Source organism: Microbacterium hominis (assembly GCF_013282805.1).
In the GTDB taxonomy this organism is placed as follows: Bacteria; Actinomycetota; Actinomycetes; order Actinomycetales; family Microbacteriaceae; genus Microbacterium; species Microbacterium hominis_B.
Genome location: NZ_CP054038.1, coordinates 2,115,114 through 2,137,472, shown reverse-complemented (window position 1 = coordinate 2,137,472; position 22,359 = coordinate 2,115,114). Strand labels below are relative to the sequence as shown.

Below are 22,359 nucleotides of genomic sequence, written 5' to 3'. Positions count from 1 at the left end.
GCTCGGGGGATCGGCCGGGATGTCGTGGAACCTGTAGAATCGTGGGGTCGGATGCGCGCACTCGACCACACTGGTGGGGTCGCGACGCAGCAATGACAGTCTAGGCGCGATGGTCGGCGCCGCATGAGTGGGCCGAGAAGCGGCATCCCCCTTCGATATCTCCATCGGAGGTGACGGATGCCGGGGCGGATGACACCGCTGGACCCGAGGGAGAACGTGACGATGTCTGATGTGCTGATCGATCGACCAGAGCTGGAAGGCCTGGGCGTCTACGAGTTCGGCTGGCACGATGCCGACGCGGCGGGAGCCGTGGCCAAGCGAGGCATCGACGAGAGCGTCGTGCGCGGCATCTCGGCGCTCAAGAGCGAACCCGAATGGATGCTGAAGACCCGCCTGAAGGGCTATCAGCTCTTCGGCCGCAAGCCGATGCCCACGTGGGGTGCCGATCTGAGCGAGATCGACTTCGACAACATCAAGTACTTCGTGCGCTCCACGGAGAAGCAGGCCCAGTCGTGGGAGGACCTCCCCGAGGAGATCCGCTCCACGTACGAGAAGCTCGGCATCCCCGAGGCCGAGCGCCAGCGCCTGGTCGCCGGCGTCGCCGCGCAGTACGAGTCCGAGGTCGTCTACCACCAGATCCGCGAGGACCTCGAGGCGCAGGGCGTCATCTTCATGGACACCGACACCGCGCTGCGCGAGCACCCCGAGTTCTTCGAGGAGTACTTCGGCACGGTGATCCCGGCCGGCGACAACAAGTTCGCCGCGCTCAACACGGCGGTGTGGTCGGGCGGATCGTTCGTCTACGTGCCCAAGGGCGTCCACGTGGAGATCCCGCTGCAGGCGTACTTCCGGATCAACACCGAGAACATGGGCCAGTTCGAGCGGACGCTCATCATCGCCGACGAGGACAGCTACGTCCACTACATCGAGGGCTGCACCGCTCCGATCTACAAGAGCGACTCCCTGCACTCGGCCGTCGTCGAGATCATCGTGAAGAAGAACGCCCGCGTGCGCTACACGACGATCCAGAACTGGTCGAACAACGTCTACAACCTCGTGACCAAGCGCGCCGTGGCGCACGAGGGCGCGACCATGGAGTGGATCGACGGCAACATCGGCTCCAAGGTGACGATGAAGTACCCGTCGATCTTCCTCATGGGCGAGCGCGCCAAGGGCGAGACCCTCTCGGTCGCCTTCGCCGGTCCCGGCCAGCACCAGGACGCCGGCGCCAAGATGATCCACATGGCCCCGTACACGCAGTCCTCGATCGTCTCGAAGTCGATCGCGCGCGGCGGCGGCCGCGCCGGGTACCGCGGCGAGGTGCGGGTGGATGCCAACGCCCACCACTCCGCGAACACGGTGCGCTGCGACGCGCTGCTGGTCGACACGATCTCCCGCTCCGACACCTACCCGGCGATCGACATCCGCGTCGACGACGTGCAGCTCGGCCACGAGGCCACGGTCTCCAAAGTCAGCGAGGAGCAGCTGTTCTACCTGCAGTCCCGCGGGATGCCCGAGGACGAGGCGATGGCCATGATCGTCCGCGGCTTCATCGAGCCCATCGCCCGCGAACTGCCCATGGAGTACGCCATGGAGCTCAACAAGCTCATCGAGATGGGCATGGAAGGATCGGTCGGCTAGATGACGACCTCGACACAGGCACCCGCCGTGGTGCCCGGTTCCACCGCGCACACCGACGGGGCATGGTCGCTCATCCCCGTCCAGACCCGATCCGAGCGTCCGCGCTCGTTCGACCCGGCGGACTTCGCCGTGCCGACCGGTCGTGAGGTCAACTGGAAGCACACCCCGGTCGAAGCGATCGCGACGCTGTTCCATGACGCCGCGTCCGATGACCGCGACGGTGACCCCGCTGTGGACTACAACATCACCGCCGGCGACGGCGTCGAGCTGGGTTCGCTGCGGATCGGAGAATCGCCCCGCGGCGATGTCTTCGAGCCGGAAGACATCGTCGCCGCGATCGCGTGGAGCCGCACCGAAGATGCGCTCCACGTGCGCATCGCCGACGGCGCCGAGATCGATGCCCCTGTGATCGTGCGGATGCAGGGCTCGGGCGCCGGCCGCCGCGCCAACGCCCACGTGGTGGTCGAGGCCGGAGCGAACTCGCACGCGACGGTGCTGCTGCGCCATGACGGCGCCGCCGCCTTCGCGCAGAACGTCGAGATCATCGTCCGCGACGGCGCGCACCTCGAACTGGTGAGCCTCCAGCAGTGGGACGACGACGCCGTGCACGCGGCATCCCATCAGGCCCGCGTCGAGCGGGACGCGACGCTGCGCCACATCGTGGTGAGCTTCGGGGGCGCGGTCGTCCGCGTGAATCCGAGCGTGGAGCTCTCCGGCACTGGTGCGCGCGGCGAGCTGTACGGCCTCAGCTATTCCGACTCCGGTCAGCACCTGGAGAGCCAGGTCTACCTCCACCACAAGGGTGCCGACACCACCGGAGACGTGCTCTACAAGGGCGCGCTGCAGGGGGAGGGCGCGCGAAGCGTCTGGATCGGCGATGTGCTCATCGGGCCCGACGCGGTCGGCACCGATTCGTACGAGGCCAACCGCAACCTCGTCCTCACCGAAGGCGCGCGCGCCGACTCGATCCCGAATCTCGAGATCGAGACCGGTGACATCCGCGGCGCCGGTCACGCCTCGGCCACGGGGCGCTTCGACGACGAGCAGCTCTTCTACCTGCAGGCGCGGGGCATCGCCGAGGACGAGGCGCGACGCCTCGTCGTGCTGGGCTTCCTCGTCGAGATCGTGCAGAAGGTGGGCGTTCCCGCCCTCGAGGAGGAGCTGGTCGCCGCGATCGAGACCGAACTGGCACAGGAGGTCGGCCGATGAGCGCCCAGCGCGTCTGCGCCCTGAGCGACCTCGAGCAGGACACCGCCACCCGGGTCGAGGTGGACGGCATCGCGATCGCCGTCGTGCTCGACTCCAACGGCGAGGTGCACGCCATCGGCGACACCTGCACCCACGGCGACATCTCGCTCGCCGAGGGCTTCGTCGACGGCGAGACGCTCGAGTGCTGGGCCCACGGCTCCGCATTCTCGCTGCGCACCGGCAAGCCCCTCAATCTCCCGGCCTACGAGCCCGTCCCGGTGTTCGAGGTCACGATCGACGGCGATGACGTGCTCATCGACGCGTCCGTCAAGCTCGAAGTGAACTGAAGAAGGTAATGAACATGTCTGTCCTCGAGATCCGCGACCTCCATGTGACGGTCGAGACGGAAGCCGGCACCACGCCGATCCTCAACGGTGTCACGCTCACGATCCGCACCGGTGAGACCCACGCCATCATGGGCCCCAACGGCTCCGGCAAGTCGACGCTGGCGTACACCATCGCCGGCCACCCCAAGTACACCGTCACGAGCGGATCCATCACGCTCGACGGCGAGGACGTGCTGGAGATGTCGGTCGACGAGCGCGCCCGCGCCGGCCTGTTCCTCGCGATGCAGTACCCGGTGGAGATCCCCGGCGTGACCGTCACCAACTTCCTGCGCACCGCCAAGACGGCGATCGACGGCGAGGCCCCCTCGATCCGCACCTGGACGAAGGATGTCAAGGCGTCGATGAAGAACCTGCGGATGGACCCGAAGTTCGCGCAGCGCAACGTCAATGAGGGCTTCTCGGGCGGAGAGAAGAAGCGCCACGAGATCCTCCAGCTCGAGCTGCTCCGGCCGCAGATCGCGGTGCTCGACGAGACCGACTCCGGCCTCGACGTCGACGCGCTCAAGATCGTGTCGGAAGGCGTGAACCGCGCCAAGGAGGCCACCGGCCTCGGCGTGCTGCTGATCACCCACTACACGCGGATCCTGCGCTACATCCACCCGGATCACGTGCACGTGATGATCGGCGGGCGCATCGTCGAGGAGGGTGGCCCGGAGCTGGCCGACCGCCTCGAGGACGAGGGCTACGACCGCTTCCTCCCGGCCGGCCTGGAAGAGCCCGCAGACGCTCCCGCCGACGTGGCCTCGGCCTGAGCGTAGAATCCGTCACATGACCGCTACCCTCACACCCGAGAAGTACGACGAGGTCACCGAGGCGCTCAAAGACGTCATGGATCCCGAGCTCGGGATCAACGTCGTCGACCTCGGTCTCATCTACGACCTCGCGTGGGACGACGAGAACGACGCCCTGGTCATCCACATGACGCTCACCTCGGCGGGCTGCCCGCTCACCGATGTGCTTGAGGAGCAGACGGCACAGGCTCTCGACGACATCGTCGAGCGCTTCCGCATCAACTGGGTGTGGATGCCGCCGTGGGGTCCGGAGCGGATCACCGACGACGGGCGCGACATGATGCGAGCGCTCGGCTTCGCGATCTGACGTGCACGTGAGGCGGCCTGTTTCGCCGCTTGACGCGCCGGGCGCCGGCATCCATCGCGGTCGCTAGGCTCGTCTGGTGAGCGTCACCCCCCTCGAGACCCTTCCGATCGACCAGCTGCGGCAGCGGTCGAGCACGAAGTGGCGGAAGTACCCCGAACACGTCCTGCCGCTGTTCGTGGCCGAGACCGACTACCCGCTGGCGCCCGCCATCACCGCACGGCTGGCCCGAGCGGTGGAGCTCGGCGACACCGGGTACACGCCGCCGGACCCGGGGATCGCCGACGCGTATGTCGGCTTCGCCCGGCGGCGGTTCGGCTGGGAGGTGGATGCCGCGCGGATCCGCACCACGTGCGACGTGATGATGGGCGTCGTCGAGCTGCTGCGGTGCGTGATCGACCCGGGCGATCGCGTGGTGATCACCACACCCGTCTACCCGCCGTTCTTCGATGTGATCCCCGAGGCCGGGGGAGTCGTGGAGCAGGTGCCCCTCGTCGACACCGGCGCGGGGTGGGAGCTCGATCTTCTGGGCATCGAGGCGGCGCTGGCCGGTGGCGCCCGCGCGGTGCTGCTGTGCAACCCCCACAACCCGACCGGCACCGTGCACACCCGCGAGAAGCTGGCCGCGCTGGCCGACCTCGCGGCCGGATTCGGCGCGGCCGTCGTGAGCGACGAGATCCACGCGCCGCTCGTCCACGCGAACGCCGTCTTCACGCCGTTCCTGGCGGCGTCGGAGACCGCCGCGAAGGTCGGCTACGCGGTGGTCAGCGCCAGCAAGGCGTTCAACCTCGCCGGCCTCAAGTGCGCACTCATGGTCACGGCCGACCCCGCCACCGCCGACATCGTGCGCGCCATGCCCGATGAGATCGAGTGGCGCACGGGGCTGTTCGGCGCCCTGGCGTCGGTGGCGGCTTTCGCTCCCGACAGCGACGCGTGGCTGGATGCGCAGCTGGCGGCGCTCGATCGGAATCGCCGACTGCTCGCCGAGCTGCTGGACGAGCATGTGCCGGGGGCGCGCTACCGCATCCCCGACGCGGGCTTCCTCGCGTGGGTCGATCTCGGCGCGCTCGGCTGGGGCGACAATCCGGCCGTGAAGATCCGGCGCGACGCCGACGTCGCCCTCCACTTCGGGCCGCACTTCGGACCGGAGGGCAAGGGCCACGTGCGCATCAACTTCGGCTGCGCACCGGAGGTGCTGCGCGAGGCCGTCGCGCGCATCGGGGCCCTCGTGGAGTGAACGCTCCGGTCGAGCGTCCCGCGAGCGTCTGGGGCGGCAGCTACCTCTGGGTGACGGTCGGCGCGGTCGCGCTGATCTTCCTGGCGGCCACGCAGGCCCTCGCGATCACCACGGTCATGCCGGTCGTCAGCGACGACCTCGACGGCGCCGCGCTCTACGCGGCGGCCTTCTCGGGGACGCTGGCGGCCAGCGTGATCGGCATGGTGGTCGTGGGCGCATGGTGCGATCGCGGCGATGTGCTGGCACCGCTGACGACCGCCGTGGTCCTGTTCGTCGTGGGCCTCGTGATCGCCGGACTGGCGACATCGATGCCGGTGCTCGTGGCGGGGCGCCTGGTGCAGGGGCTCGGCACCGGCGGGCAGACCGTGGCCCTCTACGTGGTGGTCGCGCGCGTGTACCCCGGTGCGCTCCATGGTCGCGTGTTCGCGGTGTTCTCGGCCGCGTGGGTCGTGCCGTCGCTGGTCGGTCCCGCGCTGGCCGGCGCGGTCGCCGAACTCGTCGGCTGGCGATGGGTCTTCCTCGGAGTCGCGATCCTGGCCGTCGCGGCGTTCGCGCTCGTCGCCGCTCGACTGCGCGGCCGGCACCTCGCGCCCGATGAGCCCTCCCACGCGCCGCTCGCGCGACGCCTCGTCTGCGCCGTCGCGGTCGCGGCCGGAGCGCTCGGGGTGACGCTGGCGGGCGAGCTGGACCGGTTCGCGGGCGTGGCGGTGGTGGCATCCCTCGTGCTCATCATCGTCAGCGTGCGACCGCTGCTCCCGCCGGGGACGCTCCGGCTCGGGAGGGGGCTGCCGAGCGTCGTCACGATGCGGGGCCTCATCTCGGGTGCGCTGTTCGGCGCCGAGATCTACGTGCCCTATCTGCTCATCGACGAGTACGGGTTCTCGCCGGTATGGGCGGGCGCCGGGCTGACGGCGGGCGCCGTCGCGTGGGCGGCCGCGTCGGAGGTGCAGGGCCGCTACAGCGACCGCATCGGCACCCGGCGGATCGCCGTGATCGGCGTCGCGCTCCTGGCGGGCGCGATCGCCGCCGCCACCGTCACCGCGTGGTGGGCGCTCTGGCCGGGCGTCATCGTGGCGGGATGGGCGGCGGCCGGCGCCGGCATGGGCCTCATGTACCCGCGACTGACCGTGCTGACCCTGGCATATTCGACGCCGCAGAACCAGGGGTTCAACTCGGCCGCGCTCTCGATCGCCGAGAATGTCGGCGCCGCGATGTCGATCGCGCTGCTGGGACTCGTCTTCACGGCGCTGGCCGGCACCGGCGCGGCGTTCGCGACGGTGTTCGCCCTCGCGACCGGGCTCGCGCTGCTGGCGCTGGTGCCGGGCGTTCGCCTGGGCAGCCCTCAGTTCTCGGACTTGCCGAGCCGCCAGTAGCCCATGAACGCCACCGCGCGGCGGTCGACGCCCTGGTCGGTGACGAGATGGCGCCGCAGAGCCTTGATGGCCCCGGCTTCGCCCGCGAGCCACGAGTAGAGCGGCGCGCTCTTGAGCGCGGCGCCGCCCTTGGCCGTGCGCGGCACCTCCCAGAGGATGTCGTGGTCGATGTCGATCTCCTCGACCGCGGCGCCGCGACCCTCGGGTGCGAGCGTGGCCACGGCGGCCTCGGTGGCCGGGATGAGGTGTACGTGCCGCGCCGCGTCGCCGCGGGCGCTCACGTGGACGTCGAAGCCGGGGTGGGCGGGGAGGTAGGCGGCGTCGTCCTCATGCGGCACCTCGAGGACGACCACGCCGGTGGCGTCCGCGGGAAGCTGCTCGAGGATGACGGCGATCGCCGGCGCGGCGGTCTCGTCGCCGGCCAGCAGCACGTTCTCCGTCGCGGCGGGCGGAACGAAGTCGATGCCGTAGCTGACGCCCGTGTGCGCGGTGGTGGGGGCGAGGATCAGCACCTCGTCGCCGATGTGCGCGCGGGCGATCCAGGCCGATGCCGGACCGACCACCTCGTGCGCGACCATGTCGACGTCGACCTCGCGCAGGCCGTGGCGCACGGCACGCGTCGTGTAGGTGCGGAACGGCAGACGCTCCTCGGTCGGAGCCGTGCGCCAGCGGTCCCACCAGTCGTCGCCGGTGGGCATCGCGTCGAGCCCGAGCTCCTCCGTCGGAAAGACCACCTTGATCCGCTGGTCGAATCCCGGATCGCCGTACTCGGCGAGGTCGTCGCCGCGGAAGGTGAACCGGCGGAAGCTCGGGGTGAGGTCGGTGATCGCGCTCACGCGGACGCGGAAGAATCTCATCGTGCTAGCTGCCATGGGGTGCTCCTGCGGGCGCGGCGGTCGAAGGGGATGCGGGGGAGGGCGGTGGGGCGGCGGACGGAGCCAGCACATGGTGGCGGCCGCGCGGCAGCACGATCGGCGTTCCCGAGACGGGGTCGGGCACGACGAGCGCGTCGAGGTCGAAGACGGCCCGGATGAGCTCGCCGGTCATCACCTCGGCGGGCGGCCCATCGGCGACGATGCGCCCCGCCTGCACCGCGATGATGTGGTCGGCGTAGCGGGCTGCCATGTTCATGTCATGCAGGACCATGACGATCGTCGTGCCGCGGTCGCGGTTGAGGTCGGTCAGCAGATCCAGCACTTCGACCTGGTGGGCGACATCGAGGAAGGTGGTCGGCTCGTCCAGCAGCAGGATGTCGGTCTCCTGCGCGAGCGCCATCGCGATCCACACCCGCTGCCGCTGCCCGCCGGAGAGCTCGTCGACGGAGCGGTCGGCGAGCTCGGCGATGCCGGTCGCCTCCAGCGACTGCGCCACGACCGTGTAGTCGCGCTCGCTCCAGCGGGCGAGGAGCTTCTGGTACGGGTGGCGGCCGCGTCCGACGAGGTCTGCCACCGCGATCCCCTCCGGGGCGACGGGGCTCTGGGGGAGAAGCCCCAGCGTGCGGGCGACCTCCTTGGACGGGCGGCCGTGCAGGTCCTTGCCGTCGAGGAGCACCCGGCCGGTCCGGGGCGGGAGGAGCCGGGCGAGCGCGCGCAGCAGGGTGGATTTGCCGCAGCCGTTGGCGCCGATGATCGCGGTGATGCGGCCGGGCGGGACGTGCAGGTCCAGTCCGTCGACGATCGTGCGTTCGCCGTACGAGAGGGTGAGGGCCTCCGCGGCGAGCGTATGGTGTTCGCTCATATCGAGCCTCCCGAGCGGTTCGTCCTGACGAGCAGATAGATGAGGTACGGGGCGCCGAGCACGCCCGTGACGACCCCGACGGGGTAGCGGGTGTCGAAGGCGAACTGGCCGACGAGGTCGCTGGTCAGCACGAGCAGGGCGCCGACGAGACCGGCGGGCAGCAGGAGGGATGCGCCCGAACCGACGATGCGGGCGGCGATCGGCCCCGACATGAAGGCGACGAAGGCGATCGGTCCGGCGGCGGCTGTCGCGAAGGCGAGGAGTGCCACCGCGCCCACCAGCAGCAGAAGGCGCGTGCGCTCGACGCGCACGCCCAGCCCCGCGGCGGAGTCGTCGCCGAGACGGAGCGCGCCGAGGTTGCGACCTTCGGTCATGAGGAGCGGCACGACGACGACGAACGCCAGCGCGAGCGGAAGCATGGCGCCCCATGTCGCTCCGTTGAGGCTCCCGGTGAGCCACTGCATCGCGGTCGGCAGGTCCCAGCTCGAGGCCTTGGAGAGAACCCAGGTGACGACGGAGTTGAGCATCGCCGCCACGCCGATGCCGATGAGGATCAGGCGGGTGCCGGTGAAGCCGCCGCGATGGGACAGCAGATAGATCGCGCCCGCTGTCAGGAGCGCCCCGGCGAGCGCGAAGAGCGAGACGGCGGTCTCGCTCAGACCGAGGATGATGATCGCGAACACCGCCGCGGCGCTCGCGCCGACGTTGATGCCGATGATGTCCGGCGAGGCGAGCGGGTTTCGCAGCATCGTCTGGAAGACGACCCCCGCGAGCCCGAACGCGAAGCCGGCCAGCAGTCCCATCGCCGCGCGGGGCAGGCGCAGCTCGCCCACCGTGAACGACGCACCGGGCACGGTCTCCCCGAGGATCACGCGCACGATCTCCGCCGGCGAGTAGAAGGTGTGACCGAGCATGAGCGAGAGCGCGAACACGCCGGCGGTCAGCAGTGTCAGGACGGCGGTGGCTGCGGCGCGACGGCGCAGTCGCCGCCGCCGCCCGGCGACGATCGCGCCCAGCTCGGTGCCGGGCGCCTCGGCGGTGCGTTCGAGCACGCTCACAGTTCCCGCACCTTCTGCCGACGCACGATCCAGATGAACACCGGCGCCCCCACCAGCGCCGTGATGATGCCCACCTCGATCTCATCGGGTCGGGCGATGACGCGCCCGATCACGTCGGAGAGCACGAGCAGACCGGCCCCGGCGATCGCGGAGAAGGGCAGCAGCCAGCGGTGGTCGGTTCCCACGAGCAGACGGCACAGGTGCGGGATCACCAGCCCGACGAAGGCGATCGGGCCGGCCACGGCGGTGGCGGCGCCGCACAGGATCACCGCTCCGGCGGCCGAGATCATTCGGGTCCGGGCCACGTTCTCGCCGAGTCCGGCCGCCATGTCGTCGCCGAGGGCGAGCGAGTTCATCCCGCGCGCCGTGGCGAACACGATGAGGGCGCCCACGGCGAGCACCGGTGCGACCAGACCGATGCGGTCCCACGTCGCCCCGCCGACGCCGCCGATCTGCCAGAACCGGAACGTCTCCATGATGTCCACGCGCGGCAGCAGGATTGCGCTCACGAGGGAGAGGAACGCCGCCGAGCTCGCCGCGCCGGCGAGGGCGAGCTTCAGCGGGGTGGCGCCGCCGCGACCCAGCGAGCCCACGGCGTAGACGAACACGGCCGCCACCGCCGCGCCGACGATCGCGAGCGCCATCGTGGGGTACGGAGCGGTCAGGCCGAAGAAGGCGATGCCGATGACGACGGCTAGCGCCGCGCCCCCCGAGACGCCGAGGATGCCGGGGTCGGCGAGCGGATTGCGCGTGACGGCCTGCATCGCCGCGCCCGAGAGGGCCAGGGCAGCGCCCACGACGAGCGCCAGCACGGTGCGGGGCACGCGCGCGACGACGGCGGCGGTCGAGACGGTGCTGGTGTCGCCGCCCAGTGCCGCCCAGATCTCGCCGAGCGAGACCTCCCGGGCGCCGAAGGCGATGGATGCCACGCACAGCCCCGCGAGCACGACCAGCGCCGCCGCGATCCACGCCAGGCGCACCGCTGCCGGGCGCCGCAGGCGGGCGTCGGGCTGCGGTGCGCGCAGGCGGGTGTCGGTCATGCTGGTCGCTCGGTTCCGACTCAGTCCAGTGCGCCGGCGAGCAGGGCGAAGTACTCGTCGATGCCCCAGCCGATCGACAGCGGCGAGGGGTTGGCGGAGGCGGCCAGCGGCGTGTTGTTCTCGAGGATCGCGATGCGGCCGTCGGCGATCGCCGAGATCTGCGAGAGCAGCGGGTCGGCCTGGAGCTGTTCGATGATCGCGCCGTCGGCCTCGCCGTAGGTCACGAACACGTCGACGTCCTCGAAACGGTCGGCCTGCTCGGAGCTGACGGTGAGGTAGAACGCGTCGCTGCCCTCGCTCTCCTCGGTGACGACCGCCGGGGTGGGCAGTCCGAGGCTCGAGAGGAAGCCGGGGCGGGTGTCGAGCGTAGTGTAGAAGCCGACCTGGCTGAGGTCGGACGGGTCGATGAACGAGAAGAGCACTGTGGAGTCGACGAGTGCGGGCTGCGCGGCGAGAGCGGCATCCACCTCGGCGTGCAGCTCGTCGATCAGCGCCGCACCCTCATCGGCCAGGCCCAGGGCCTGCGAGTTCAGGGTGATCATGTCCTCGTAGGACGTGCCCCAGGCCACCTCCGGGTAGGCGACCACGGGGGCGATCTTCGACAGGGTGTCGTACTCCTCCTGCGTGAGGCCGGAGTACGCGGCGAGGATCACGTCGGGCTGGGTGTCGGCGACGGCTTCGAAGTCGATGCCGTCGGTCTCGTCGAAGAGAACGGGGGTCTGGGCGCCGAGCTCGGCGAGCTGGTCCTCGACCCACGGGAGCACGCCGTCGTTGTCGTTGTCACCCCACGTCGCCTTGCTCATGCCGACCGGGACGACGCCCAGCGCGAGCGGCACCTCGTGGTTCGCCCAGGCGACCGTCGCGACGCGCTCCGGCTTCTCGGAGATCGTCGTCTCGCCGTAGGCGTGCGAGATCGTGACCGGGAAGACCGCGGCGGTGTCGACGGCGTTCGCCGCGGTGTCGTCCGAGGTGGGCTCGCCGGTGCCGGTCGCGCAGCCGGACAGCAGCAGGGCGGTGGTCGCGGCGGCGACGCCGAGGACAAGGGGGTGACGAGGCACAGGGGCTCCAGGGTGAGAGGCTCCCGGCTCCGGTTCGGAGGCGGGTGGTTAGGACAGGCTAACTTTACTCACGGATCGCGTGCGCGCCAATCCGGCCCCTCCCTCAGACGACAGAGGGTCCCGCGCCACCCGGCACGGGACCCTCTGTCGTGCGTGAACGCTCAGCGCGTCGACGACTCGATCCTGCGTACGAGCGCCCAGGCGCCGGGGATGAGCACTGCGGCCATCGCCGCCTTGATCAGCCCGCCGACGATGAAGGGGAACAGGCCGAATTCGAGCAGCTGCCACAGGGTGAACGTCCCCCCGGTGATGACATTGAGGATCAGGGCCATGTACGGGATGCCGAACAGGAACGGCACCGCGCTGGCGGCGACGAATCCGAGGAAGGCCAGCCAGGGCTTGCGGTCCCACGCACGCTCGGCGAACCAGCCGGCGAGGAATGCGGCCGGGATGAATCCGAGGATGAACCCGAAGCTCGGTTTGGCGACCGCCGCGACCGAGCCGGTGAACTCGGCGAACACGGGCAGGCCGGCGAGCCCGAGGAGCAGGTAGGTCGTCAGCGCCGCGGCGCCGCGGCGTGCTCCGAGAGCGGCGCCGACCACGACGACGGCCAGGGTCTGGCCGGTGATGGGCACGGGCCAGAGCGGAATCGAGACCTGCGCGAAGGCGGCGACCACGAGTGCGCCGGTGACCACGAGGGCGGCGTCCACGGCGAGCGCACGCGTGCGCGACGACGGGTGCGGAATGACGTCGGCGAGGACCCGACGGCGGGCGGAGGGAACTGCGGCGATCGATGACATGGCACTCAGCCTAGGGGTGCCCGTGCCCGGGTTATTGAACGCCGTCCACCAACGATCGCGTGGATCGCTGTGCGAATCGACAATGGCCGTCGCGGTCGGCGCCGCCGGTGCAGCGATTTATACTGGGAGGCTGGCCGGTCGGCCACCCTTCTTTCCTCGACGAAACGGACATCCGCTGTGCTCGCCGTGCATGACCTCGAGATCCGCGTGGGCGCCCGCGTGCTCATGTCCGACGTGTCCTTCCGTGTGTCCGACGGCGACAAGATCGGGCTCGTCGGCCGCAACGGCGCCGGCAAGACCACGCTCACGAAGGTGCTCGCCGGAGACGTGCTGCCCAGCGACGGCCGTGTGGATCGATCGGGAGAGCTCGGCTACCTCCCCCAGGACCCGCGCTCGGGCGATCCGGAGATGCTCGCCCGCACCCGCATCCTCGATGCCCGGGGCCTCGGAACGATCGCGATCGGCATGCGGGACGCCTCTCACGCGATGGGGGACGACGATCCCGACGTCGCGGCGCGCGCGATGCGCAAGTACGCCAATCTCACCGAGCGCTTCGAGGCGCTGGGCGGTTACGCCGCCGAAGCGGAGGCCGCCTCGATCGCCCACAACCTCTCCCTTCCCGACCGCATCCTCGAGCAGCCGCTGAAGACGCTCTCGGGTGGTCAGCGCCGCCGCATCGAGCTGGCGCGCATCCTCTTCTCCGATGCCCAGACGATGATCCTCGACGAGCCCACGAACCACCTCGACGCCGACAGCGTCGTGTGGCTGCGGGAATTCCTCAAGGGATACAAGGGCGGACTCATCGTCATCTCCCACGATGTCGAACTCGTCGGCGAGACCGTCAACCGCGTGTTCTACCTGGACGCGAACCGTCAGGTGATCGACGTCTACAACATGAACTGGAAGAACTACCTGCGCCAGCGGGTGGCCGATGAGGAGCGCCGCAAGAAGGAGCGCGCCAACATCGAGAAGAAGGCATCCGCGCTGCAGCTACAGGCGGCGCGCTTCGGCGCCAAGGCGTCGAAGGCGGCGGCGGCCCACCAGATGGTCGCGCGCGCCGAGAAGATGCTGTCCGGGCTGGAAGAGGTGCGCCAGGAGGATCGGGTCGCCAAGCTGCGCTTCCCGAAGCCGGCGGCGTGCGGCAAGACCCCGATCACCGCGTCGGGGCTGTCGAAGTCCTACGGATCGCTCGAGATCTTCACCGACGTCGACCTCGCGATCGATCGCGGCTCGAAGGTCGTCGTGCTGGGGCTGAACGGCGCGGGCAAGACCACCCTGCTGCGCATCCTCGCCGGCGTCGATGCCCCCGACACCGGTGCGGTCGAGCCCGGCCACGGGCTGAAGATCGGCTACTACGCCCAGGAACACGAGAATCTCGACGTCAACCGCTCCGTGCTCGAGAACATGATGTCCGCGGCGCCCGACATCAACGCCACCGACGCGCGGAAGGTGCTCGGCTCCTTCCTGTTCACCGGCGACGATGTGCTCAAGCCCGCCGGAGTGCTCTCGGGCGGGGAGAAGACCCGGCTGTCGCTCGCGACGCTCGTGGTCTCGAGCGCGAACGTGCTGCTGCTGGACGAGCCGACCAACAACCTCGACCCGGCTTCCCGCGAGGAGATCCTCGGCGCACTGGCGCATTACGAGGGCGCCGTGATCCTCGTCTCGCACGACGAAGGGGCCGTCGAAGCCCTCAACCCGGAACGCGTGCTCATCCTGCCCGACGGGGTCGAGGACATCTGGGGCAGGGACTACGTCGATCTCGTGACGCTCGCCTGAGCGTCCACGAGCGCGTCCTCGTCCTCGGCGTCGCGGTCGCGCCGTGCGCGGACGGGCGGCCGGGGCATGTGCTCGTCGTCGTCGGCGTCCTCGCGACGATGCCTGAGCTCGGAGCGGATGACGTACACGATGAAGACGAATCCCATGATCGCGAACAGGATCCACTGGATCGCGTACGACAGGTGCGGGCCGGGGTCCTCCGACGGTGCAGCGACCGTCTGAGGGCGTTCGGCCGGCGCAGGATCCTCCGACACCATGAGTCCGTACGCGCTCTGCTCCAGGGCAGCGCCAGTCTGCGGGTCGACCGTGTCCGCGATGAGCGGCAGGTTGATGGTCGGGACCTGTCCCGCCGGAGCGGACCGCCCTGAGCCGGGGAGGGGCTCTCCCGGCCGGAGGCGCACGACGACCGTCACCTCGCCCGCCGGGGCGGCGGGCACGACGTCGGGGTCGGGCTGATCCTGGCCGGGCGGAACCCAGCCGCGGTCGACCAGGAGGACGCGCCCGTCATCGAGGCGGAACGGCACCAGCACCTCGAAGGCGGCCGTGCCGCCGTGCGGGCGATTGCGGACCAGCAGCTGCTCATCGTCGACGTACTCGCCGGTCAGGGTGACCGGTCGCCACTCGTCGTCCGCCGCCAGGGAGCCCTCGGCGGGGATCACCTGCGCGAGCGGAACGGGCGCGGCGTCGTAGTTCTGCGCGACGAGGGCGAGCTGATGCCCGCGCTCCTCGTTGCGGGCGAACTGCCAGTTCGACAGGAACGCGCACGCGATCGCGAAGACCACCGCGAGCGCGATGTAGATCGCCCAGCGGCCCGCGGTGGGAAGCCGCTGCATGCTCACACTGCGCCCGCTCACCTCGTCACGCCCTCCACGCCGGATGCGGCATCCATCGGTACGACGCGCACGGGGAAGCTGCGCGCGGCGAGGAACTCACGGAGGTACTCGCGGTGCTCGTCGCACGCGGTCCACACCTTCACCCGATCGGCCGTGTGGATCTTGGGGTTGCGCCACTCCACGCGCCAGTGCGCCCGGGCGCGGCATCCTGCGCGCGAGCACTGCGGCTCGCCGTGATCGCCGCCGCTCATCGCGGATCGCCGTCGGGGCGGGTCTCGTCGGGGAACGTCTCGTGGGGGCGAGTCTCGTCGATGCGGATGACACGATCGTCGGCGCCGCCGACATGAGCCTCGTCGGGCGCGGCGTCGGCCGCCGCGGGGAGCGCCCGCTCCGGGTTCTCCGGGCCGACCGAGCGCACGTTGTCGCCGACGTTGGCCGAGACCACCGCGATGTAGGGGAGGAAGATCGCCGCCGCCCCGAGCACCCACGTGTACCAGCCGTACGGGGTGATGAGCACCATGAGCACGAAGCACACGATGCGCACGCCCATCATGATCAGATAGCGCCGCGAGCGCGCGCCGGCCTCGTCGCGAGGGGATCGCGGCAGAGACGTCGCCGACTGGGCGTGGTGGGAGCTTTTCACGGTGCTTCCAGAGTACGCCGCATGGGCGCTTCGGGAGGCACGAACGTGTCTCCGGAGGCACGAACGGCGCCTCAGGCGAGGGAGCCGACCTGGGCGACGCTGAACAGGAACGGGATGAAGGCGAACAGCGCGACGAGCACGAGCAGGGAGAAGCCCACGCCGACCCAGCCGATGATCGTGCCGGCGAGAGCGAGTCCGCGGCCCTGCTCCGCCGAGGTCTTGAGCTGCGACAGCGCCATGTGGCCGGTGATCACGCCGACGATCGAGCCGAGGAAGGGGATGAGCGTCATGCCCACGAGGGATGCCACGAACGACACGATCGCCAGGGCGTTCGTCTTGGGCGGCAACATGTACCCGGGAGCCGGGGCGCCCCACGCGGGCGGATACGGCTGCGTCCCGTACGGCTGCGTCCCGTACGGCTGCGTCGGCTGGGCGTCGTCGTACGGCGGTGTCGGGGTGCCGTAGTGGGGCTGCGGCGTTCCGTACGGCTGGGCGGGCGGAGTGCCGTACTGCGGGGGCTGCGGGTCGCTCACGGCAGGCCTTTCTCGCGGGTGCGCCCTCCACTGTTCCAGCGCGGATGCGGAGTGTCAAACGTGCGCCGCTAGGCTGGTGCGGATCCGTCCTCGTCCTCATCCGGGAGCAGCCATGTCCAGCCCACGCGTCGTCCTCGTCACCGGCGGAAACCGCGGCATCGGCCGCGCGATCGCCGAGCGCTTCGTGGCGGAGGGGCACCGCGTGGCCGTGACCGCCCGCTCGGGCGAAGGCCCCGAAGGCACGCTCACCGTGCGCGCGGACGTCACGGACGCCGCAGCGGTCGACGCGGCGTTCACCGAGGTGGAGAACGCGCTCGGCCCGGTCGAGATCGTCGTCGCGAACGCCGGCATCACCAAGGACACGCTCCTGCTGCGCATGACCGAGGACGACTTCGACAGTGTCGTCGCCACCAACCTCGGCGGCGCGTTCCGCGTCGTCAAGCGGGCCTCCAAGGGCATGCTCCGGGCGCGCTTCGGTCGTGTCGTGCTGATCTCGAGCGTCGTCGGCCTGTACGGGTCGGCCGGGCAGGTGAACTACGCCGCGTCGAAGAGCGCGCTGGTCGGCTTCGCCCGCTCGCTCACGCGGGAACTCGGCGGGCGCGGCATCACCGCGAACGTGGTCGCGCCCGGATTCATCGAGACGGACATGACCGCCGCCCTTCCCGAGGACACGCAGGCGGAGTACAAGAAGAACATCCCGGCGGGGCGCTTCGCCACCGCGGACGAGGTCGCCGGAGTGGTGACCTGGATCGCCTCGGACGAGGCCGCCTACATCTCCGGCGCGGTCATCCCGGTGGACGGCGGACTCGGAATGGGGCACTGAGCCCCGACGCCTCGGGGCCGGCTGTCACCGAAGCGCCGCGAGGATGGCATCGGCCACCTTCGCCGGCTGGGAGAACTGCGGCCAGTGGCCGGTCGGTTCGCCCTCCTCGTTGAGCTGGACGATCTGGAGGTCTTCCAGCGCGGCGAGCTCGGCCGCCCAGTCCGGTGCCGCGGCGACGTACTCGCGGATCTCGGCGGCGGGCACTGTGCCGGTGATCATGGTGGCCGGCACCGACCGGCGACGCGGGTCGGTCAGCACGAGTGGATCGGTGGGAACGCGCGGGGGAACGCTCCGGGCGGCGGCTGCCGCGCGATCGCGGGTCGCCGCGTCGAGGTCGGCGGTCTCGCCCTCCTCGAAGAAGTCCCACCCCGGGAACGGGATCACGCCGTCGACGATCGGGAACTCCCAGATCGTCCCGCCGTCCTGGGGCGGGAACGTGTCGAGGAACACGATGCGGCTCACCCGCCCGACGCGCGCGTCGAGCGCGCCGTAGGCGACGTTGCCGCCGCCGCTGTGCCCGACCAGCGCGACGGGATCGCCGAGTGCGTCGATCACCTCGACAGCCGCTCGCACCCAGTCGGCCATGCCGATCTCCGCGCAGTCCGTGCCCGGCACCCCCACCCCGGGCATGGTCAGGGGGAGGGGGCGGTGCCCCGCCTCCTCGAGCACGGTGGCCACCTCCTGCCACGAGTCCGCGTCGAGCCACAGGCCGGGGATGAGGATGATGTCCATACCGCGACGCTACGCGGTACGACCGACATCGCGGGCCGGGCTCACGGGAGGAACGGGATGACCTCGCGCAGATCCACCGGTCCGACCACGATGTCCGCCTGAGCGCGCACCGCGGGCTTGGCGTTGAAGGCCACGCCGAGGCCGGCGCGGGCCATCATGCGCAGGTCGTTCGCGCCGTCGCCGATCGCGATCGTGCGCGAGAGGGGCACGCCGGCGTCGGCGGCCCACTCCGTCAGCGCCGTGGCTTTGGCCTCGGCATCCACGATCTCCCCGTCCACCGCGCCCGACAGCGCCGCATCGGCGACGGACAGACGATTCGCGCGCCACACGTCGACGCCCAGGTCGGGTGCGACCGTGTCGAGCACCTCGTGGAACCCGCCCGAGACGACCCCGGCGGCGCCGCCGCGCTCGTGGATCGCCGCGATGAGCTCCCGCACGCCCGGCGTCGGCTGGATGCGGTCGATCACGCGGGCGAAGGCCGCCGTCGGGATGCCGCGCAGCGCCGCCACGCGCGAGCGCAGGCTGGTCGCGAAATCGACCTCCCCGCGCATCGCGGCCTCGGTCGCCGCGGCCACCTCCGCACCGCGGCCGGCCTCGTCGGCGATGAGTTCGATCACCTCGTTGCGGATCAGTGTCGAATCGGCGTCGAAGACGACCAGGAACCGTGCGGGCGCGAGGGGCATGCCCCTACGCTACCGGCGCGGTCGGGCCGCCCCGACGCGGCCCGTCACCGTTCGACGCGCACGCCCTTGCCGACGACGGTGATGCCCGAGTCGGTCACGGTGAAGCCGCGCGAGAGATCCTTCTCGCGGTCCACCCCGACGGTCGCGCCGTCGGCGAGGACGACGTTCTTGTCGAGGATGGCCCGGTGGATGCGCGCGCCCGCGCCGACGTGCACGTGGTCGAACAGCACGGAGTCGGTGATCGTGGATCCGCCGCCGGCCAGCGTCCACGGGCCGACCACGCTGCGCTCGATGTGGGTTCCCGACAGAACCGATCCGAGCGACACGATCGAGTCGATCGCGTTGCCGATCCGGCCCACCGAGTCCCGCACGAACTTCGCCGGCGGAGAGTTGACAGCCTGCGAGTGGATCGGCCACGTCGTGTTGTACAGGTTGAAGATCGGCAGGGTCGAGATGAGATCCCGGTGGGCGTCGAAGAACGAGTCGATCGTTCCCACGTCGCGCCAGTAGTAGCGGTCGCGATCGCTCGAGCCGGGCACGTCGTTGCGCTTCATGTCGTACACGCCGGCTTCGCCGCGGCCGACGAAGTAGGGGATGATGTCGCCGCCCATGTCGTGGTTGGACGTGGGCAGCTCGCCATCGGCCTCGACGGCCTCGATGAGGGCATCGGTATCGAAGATGTAGTTGCCCATCGAGGCGAGCACCTCGTTGGGCGCGTCGGCCAGCCCGGTGGCGTTCTGCGGCTTCTCCAGGAACTCCCGGATTCGCGTCGGGTCGTCGTCTTCGACGTCGATGACGCCGAACTGATTGGCCAGGCTGAGCGGCTGGCGGATGCCCGCCACGGTCGCGCGCGCCCCCGACTCGACGTGGGCGTCGAGCATCTGCCGGAAATCCATCCGGTACACGTGGTCCGCGCCGATGACCACGACGATGTCGGGACGCTCGTCGTTGATCAGGTTGAGGCTCTGCAGGATCGCATCCGCCGAGCCGGAGAACCAGCGCTTGCCGAGGCGCTGCTGGGCGGGCACCGAGGTGACGTACGAGCCCAGCATGGGCGACATGCGCCACGTCTGGGAGATGTGTCGGTCGAGGCTGTGCGACTTGTACTGGGTCAGCACCACGATCTGTCGCAGTCCCGAGTTCACGAGGTTCGAGATGGCGAAGTCGATCAGGCGATACTGACCCCCGAACGGGACGGCGGGCTTGGCCCTGTCCGCGGTGAGCGGCATGAGGCGCTTGCCCTCGCCGCCGGCGAGGATGATTCCGAAGACCTTCGGCGCTGCAGGCATGGCACCACACTATGACGCATCTCGGCACCTGTACTAGCGTTCGAGACATGCGCGTCGACATCGTCACGAAGGAATACCCGCCGGAGATCTACGGCGGCGCGGGTGTGCACGTCGCCGAACTCGTCAAGGCGCTGCGCGAGAGCCTCGACGTGCAGGTGCGCGCCTTCGGCGCGCCCCGCGACGAGGAGGGCACGACCGCCTACGGCGTGCCGGCGGAACTGGCCGCCGCGAACGCCGCGGTGCAGACGCTCGGCACCGATCTGGCGATCGTCTCCGACATCGCCGGCGCCGATGTCGTGCACAGCCACACCTGGTACGCGAACTTCGCCGGCCACCTCGCGTCGCTGCTGCACGGCATCCCGCACATCGTCACCGCGCACAGCCTCGAGCCGCTGCGACCGTGGAAGGCGGAGCAGCTCGGCGGCGGCTACGCGGTGTCCAGCTACATCGAGCGCACCGCCTACGAATCGGCCGCGGCCGTCGTCGCCGTCAGCGAGGGCATGCGCGCGGACATCCTGCGCAGCTACCCCGCCCTGGATGCCGCGAAGGTGCGCGTCATCTACAACGGCATCGACACCGAGCAGTGGAAGCCCGTCGCCGATGATGCGTTCCTGGCGGAGCTCGGCATCGACCCCGCGCGACCCTCGGTCGTGTTCGTGGGACGCATCACGCGCCAGAAGGGGCTGCCGTACCTGCTCCGGGCCGCCGAGCAGCTCCCGGCCGACGTGCAGCTGGTCCTGTGCGCCGGAGCCCCCGACACGCCGCAGATCATGGCGGAGGTGACCGCGCTCGTGGAGGGACTCCAGCGCACGCGCGACGGCGTGGTCTGGATCGACCGCGTGCTGCCGCGCCACGAGCTGTGCGCCGTGCTGACCGCGGCGACGACCTTCGTGTGCCCCTCCGTCTACGAGCCGCTCGGGATCGTGAACCTCGAGGCGATGGCCTGCGGCGCGGCCGTGGTCGGCACCGCGACCGGCGGCATCCCCGAAGTCGTCGCCGACGGCGTGACCGGCCGGCTCGTGCCGATCGAGCAGGTGCAGGACGGCACCGGCACCCCGATCGATCCCGACCGGTTCGTGGCGGATCTGGCCCGCGTGCTCACCGAGGTCGTGTCCGATCCCGACCGCGCGCGCGTCTACGGCGAGGCTGGGCGCGCCCGCGCCGCCGAGGAGTTCAGCTGGGGGCGGATCGCGGAGCAGACCGCGGCGCTGTACGCGGAGGTGGTCGCCTCCGGCCGATAGGCTGGAGCACATGCCTCAGGTGCTCGATTTCTCCGACGTCGTCGTCCGCCGCAACGCCAGAGACATCGTCGACCACCTCGACTGGTCGGTCGACGACGACCAGCGCTGGGTGATCCTCGGTCCCAACGGCGCGGGCAAGACGACCGTCCTCCAGCTCGCCGACACGCTGCTGCACCCGACCTCCGGCGCGGTCACGATCCTGGGCGAGCGCCTCGGCCGCACCGACGTGTTCGAGCTGCGCCCGCGCATCGGCTTCGCCTCCAGCGCCATGGCGCGCCGCGTGCCACCGGAGGAGACGGTGCTCGATGTCGTGCTCACCGCCGCATACTCGGTTCTCGGGCGCTGGCGCGAGGACTACGAGGACATCGACGAGCGCCGCGCGCTGCGCGTGCTGGCCGAGTGGCACCTCGACCACCTCGCCGACCGCACCTTCGGAACCCTCAGCGACGGCGAGCAGAAGCGCGTGCAGATCGCCCGCGCGGTCATGACCGATCCCGAGCTCCTGCTCCTCGACGAGCCCACCGCGAGCCTCGATCTCGGCGCACGGGAAGAGCTGCTCATCCTGCTCGGCGGGTACGCGAAAGCTCCCTCGACTCCGGCGATGATCATGGTCACCCACCACGTGGAGGAGATCCCCGTCGGCTTCACGCATGTCCTGCTCCTGCGCGACGGCGCCGTGGTGGCGGCCGGGCCGATCGCCGAGACCCTCACCGCAGAGGCCCTCACCGAGACCTTCGGCGTGCCGATCGTGCTGACGCACGACGAGGGCCGCTACGCCGCCCGCGCGGCATCCTGAGCCCGATTCCGGGATCGGACCCGAGCCTGGTAAGATGGCTCTTTGGTGCGATCGCACCACAGGCTTTGTCCGCCCTGGCAAAATCCAGGGCACCACATTCAAAGGACTCCCATGAAGACTGACATCCACCCCGACTACCAGGCGGTCGTTTTCCGCGACCTCGGCTCGGGCGAGACCTTCCTCACCCGTTCGACGGTGACCAGCGACAAGACGATCGAGCTCGACGGCGTCGAGTACCCCGTCATCGACGTCGAGATCTCGTCGGCCTCGCACCCGTTCTACACGGGCAAGCAGCGCATCATGGACTCGGCCGGTCGTGTCGAGAAGTTCAACCAGCGCTTCAAGAACTTCGGTGGTTCCAGCAAGTAACCCCATC

At 70.3% G+C, this 22,359-nt stretch carries 25 protein-coding genes; 12 read left to right on the top strand and 13 right to left on the bottom strand.

The features are described from left to right. Positions 1-222 precede the first annotated feature (222 nt). The 7 genes from sufB to HQM25_RS09600 all read left to right on the top strand — a co-directional run bounded on the left by sufB (position 223) and on the right by HQM25_RS09600 (position 6,941). Entirely contained in the window at positions 223-1,641 is a 1,419-nt protein-coding gene (sufB, locus tag HQM25_RS09630; protein ID WP_254359250.1) for a Fe-S cluster assembly protein SufB, read from the top strand. Further along, complete coding sequence (gene sufD, locus HQM25_RS09625; RefSeq protein WP_172990031.1) at positions 1,642-2,850, top strand: Fe-S cluster assembly protein SufD; 1,209 nt, start codon at positions 1,642-1,644, stop codon at positions 2,848-2,850. It abuts the gene before it with no gap. After that, complete coding sequence (locus tag HQM25_RS09620; protein ID WP_172990030.1) at positions 2,847-3,176, top strand: non-heme iron oxygenase ferredoxin subunit; 330 nt, start codon at positions 2,847-2,849, stop codon at positions 3,174-3,176. The genes sufD and HQM25_RS09620 overlap by 4 nt, the downstream gene beginning before the upstream one ends. 14 nt (positions 3,177-3,190) lie before the next feature. Beyond that, positions 3,191-3,988, top strand: a complete 798-nt coding sequence (gene sufC / locus HQM25_RS09615; RefSeq protein ID WP_172990029.1) for a Fe-S cluster assembly ATPase SufC — start codon at positions 3,191-3,193, stop codon at positions 3,986-3,988. A gap of 16 nt (positions 3,989-4,004) precedes the next feature. Continuing rightward, positions 4,005-4,334 (top strand): metal-sulfur cluster assembly factor, encoded by a 330-nt coding sequence (locus tag HQM25_RS09610; protein ID WP_045298811.1) that lies wholly within the window; start codon positions 4,005-4,007, stop codon positions 4,332-4,334. A 76-nt stretch (positions 4,335-4,410) separates the two neighbouring features. Beyond that, entirely contained in the window at positions 4,411-5,568 is a 1,158-nt protein-coding gene (locus HQM25_RS09605) for a MalY/PatB family protein (protein WP_172990028.1), read from the top strand. Continuing rightward, a complete protein-coding gene (locus HQM25_RS09600) occupies positions 5,565-6,941 on the top strand; it encodes an MFS transporter (RefSeq protein ID WP_172990027.1) in 1,377 nt (458 codons plus the stop codon). Before HQM25_RS09605 ends, HQM25_RS09600 begins: the two co-directional genes overlap by 4 nt. Here HQM25_RS09600 and HQM25_RS09595 read toward each other — a convergent pair. The 6 genes from HQM25_RS09595 to HQM25_RS09570 form a co-directional block, all read right to left on the bottom strand. Next, a complete protein-coding gene (locus HQM25_RS09595) occupies positions 6,911-7,813 on the bottom strand; it encodes a siderophore-interacting protein (protein ID WP_172990026.1) in 903 nt (300 codons plus the stop codon). The genes HQM25_RS09600 and HQM25_RS09595 overlap by 31 nt on opposite strands. Further along, positions 7,803-8,678: an ABC transporter ATP-binding protein gene (locus tag HQM25_RS09590; RefSeq protein WP_172990025.1), complete on the bottom strand. Its 876-nt coding sequence runs from the start codon at positions 8,676-8,678 to the stop codon at positions 7,803-7,805. The genes HQM25_RS09595 and HQM25_RS09590 overlap by 11 nt, the downstream gene beginning before the upstream one ends. Further along, entirely contained in the window at positions 8,675-9,736 is a 1,062-nt protein-coding gene (locus tag HQM25_RS09585) for a FecCD family ABC transporter permease (protein ID WP_217275136.1), read from the bottom strand. The genes HQM25_RS09590 and HQM25_RS09585 overlap by 4 nt, the downstream gene beginning before the upstream one ends. After that, positions 9,733-10,776: a FecCD family ABC transporter permease gene (locus HQM25_RS09580; RefSeq protein ID WP_172990024.1), complete on the bottom strand. Its 1,044-nt coding sequence runs from the start codon at positions 10,774-10,776 to the stop codon at positions 9,733-9,735. The genes HQM25_RS09585 and HQM25_RS09580 overlap by 4 nt, the downstream gene beginning before the upstream one ends. A gap of 20 nt (positions 10,777-10,796) precedes the next feature. Beyond that, positions 10,797-11,834, bottom strand: coding sequence for an iron-siderophore ABC transporter substrate-binding protein (locus HQM25_RS09575; RefSeq protein ID WP_172990023.1), 1,038 nt, complete (start codon positions 11,832-11,834; stop codon positions 10,797-10,799). Positions 11,835-11,995: 161 nt separating this feature from the next. Continuing rightward, positions 11,996-12,634, bottom strand: a complete 639-nt coding sequence (locus tag HQM25_RS09570; RefSeq protein WP_172990022.1) for a biotin transporter BioY — start codon at positions 12,632-12,634, stop codon at positions 11,996-11,998. 177 nt (positions 12,635-12,811) lie between these two features. Between HQM25_RS09570 and HQM25_RS09565 the strand changes: the two genes are divergently transcribed. Continuing rightward, positions 12,812-14,410, top strand: a complete 1,599-nt coding sequence (locus tag HQM25_RS09565; RefSeq protein WP_172990021.1) for an ABC-F family ATP-binding cassette domain-containing protein — start codon at positions 12,812-12,814, stop codon at positions 14,408-14,410. On the opposite strand, the gene HQM25_RS09560 is transcribed toward HQM25_RS09565, so the two are convergent. The 4 genes from HQM25_RS09560 to HQM25_RS17820 all read right to left on the bottom strand — a co-directional run bounded on the left by HQM25_RS09560 (position 14,383) and on the right by HQM25_RS17820 (position 16,419). Next, positions 14,383-15,243, bottom strand: coding sequence for an SURF1 family cytochrome oxidase biogenesis protein (locus tag HQM25_RS09560; protein ID WP_172991600.1), 861 nt, complete (start codon positions 15,241-15,243; stop codon positions 14,383-14,385). The genes HQM25_RS09565 and HQM25_RS09560 overlap by 28 nt on opposite strands. Before the next feature lie 17 nt (positions 15,244-15,260). Then, on the bottom strand, positions 15,261-15,494 hold the full coding sequence (locus tag HQM25_RS09555) for a hypothetical protein (RefSeq protein WP_172990020.1): 234 nt from the start codon (positions 15,492-15,494) through the stop codon (positions 15,261-15,263). Then, positions 15,491-15,886 carry a DUF3099 domain-containing protein gene (locus tag HQM25_RS09550; protein WP_172990019.1) on the bottom strand — a complete coding sequence of 132 codons (396 nt, stop codon included), beginning with the start codon at positions 15,884-15,886 and terminating at the stop codon, positions 15,491-15,493. The genes HQM25_RS09555 and HQM25_RS09550 overlap by 4 nt, the downstream gene beginning before the upstream one ends. A gap of 71 nt (positions 15,887-15,957) precedes the next feature. Then, complete coding sequence (locus HQM25_RS17820) at positions 15,958-16,419, bottom strand: DUF4190 domain-containing protein (protein ID WP_254359247.1); 462 nt, start codon at positions 16,417-16,419, stop codon at positions 15,958-15,960. A 112-nt stretch (positions 16,420-16,531) separates the two neighbouring features. On the opposite strand from HQM25_RS17820, the gene fabG reads away from it, so the two are divergent. Further along, on the top strand, positions 16,532-17,242 hold the full coding sequence (gene fabG / locus HQM25_RS09540) for a 3-oxoacyl-ACP reductase FabG (protein WP_172990018.1): 711 nt from the start codon (positions 16,532-16,534) through the stop codon (positions 17,240-17,242). Positions 17,243-17,266: 24 nt separating this feature from the next. Here the strand turns inward: fabG and HQM25_RS09535 are convergent, their stop codons facing one another. Genes HQM25_RS09535 through glgC form a run of 3 tightly spaced genes read right to left on the bottom strand, consistent with a single transcriptional unit; the run spans position 17,267 to position 19,946 of the window. Then, positions 17,267-17,974, bottom strand: a complete 708-nt coding sequence (locus HQM25_RS09535) for an alpha/beta fold hydrolase (protein WP_172990017.1) — start codon at positions 17,972-17,974, stop codon at positions 17,267-17,269. Positions 17,975-18,015: 41 nt separating this feature from the next. Beyond that, the gene (gene serB / locus HQM25_RS09530; protein WP_172990016.1) at positions 18,016-18,657 is read right to left on the bottom strand and encodes a phosphoserine phosphatase SerB; all 642 of its coding nucleotides are present in this window, start codon (positions 18,655-18,657) and stop codon (positions 18,016-18,018) included. Positions 18,658-18,701: 44 nt separating this feature from the next. Next, positions 18,702-19,946 carry a glucose-1-phosphate adenylyltransferase gene (gene glgC / locus HQM25_RS09525; RefSeq protein ID WP_172990015.1) on the bottom strand — a complete coding sequence of 415 codons (1,245 nt, stop codon included), beginning with the start codon at positions 19,944-19,946 and terminating at the stop codon, positions 18,702-18,704. 47 nt (positions 19,947-19,993) lie between these two features. Here glgC and glgA point away from each other — a divergent pair, with 47 nt between their 5' ends. From glgA to HQM25_RS09510, 3 genes are all read left to right on the top strand, one after another. Next, positions 19,994-21,187, top strand: a complete 1,194-nt coding sequence (gene glgA, locus HQM25_RS09520; RefSeq protein WP_172990014.1) for a glycogen synthase — start codon at positions 19,994-19,996, stop codon at positions 21,185-21,187. 10 nt (positions 21,188-21,197) lie between these two features. Then, a complete protein-coding gene (locus tag HQM25_RS09515) occupies positions 21,198-21,983 on the top strand; it encodes an ABC transporter ATP-binding protein (protein ID WP_172990013.1) in 786 nt (261 codons plus the stop codon). Between the two features lie 111 nt (positions 21,984-22,094). Continuing rightward, on the top strand, positions 22,095-22,352 hold the full coding sequence (locus HQM25_RS09510; protein WP_067246295.1) for a type B 50S ribosomal protein L31: 258 nt from the start codon (positions 22,095-22,097) through the stop codon (positions 22,350-22,352). The last annotated feature ends 7 nt before the right edge of the window (positions 22,353-22,359 follow it).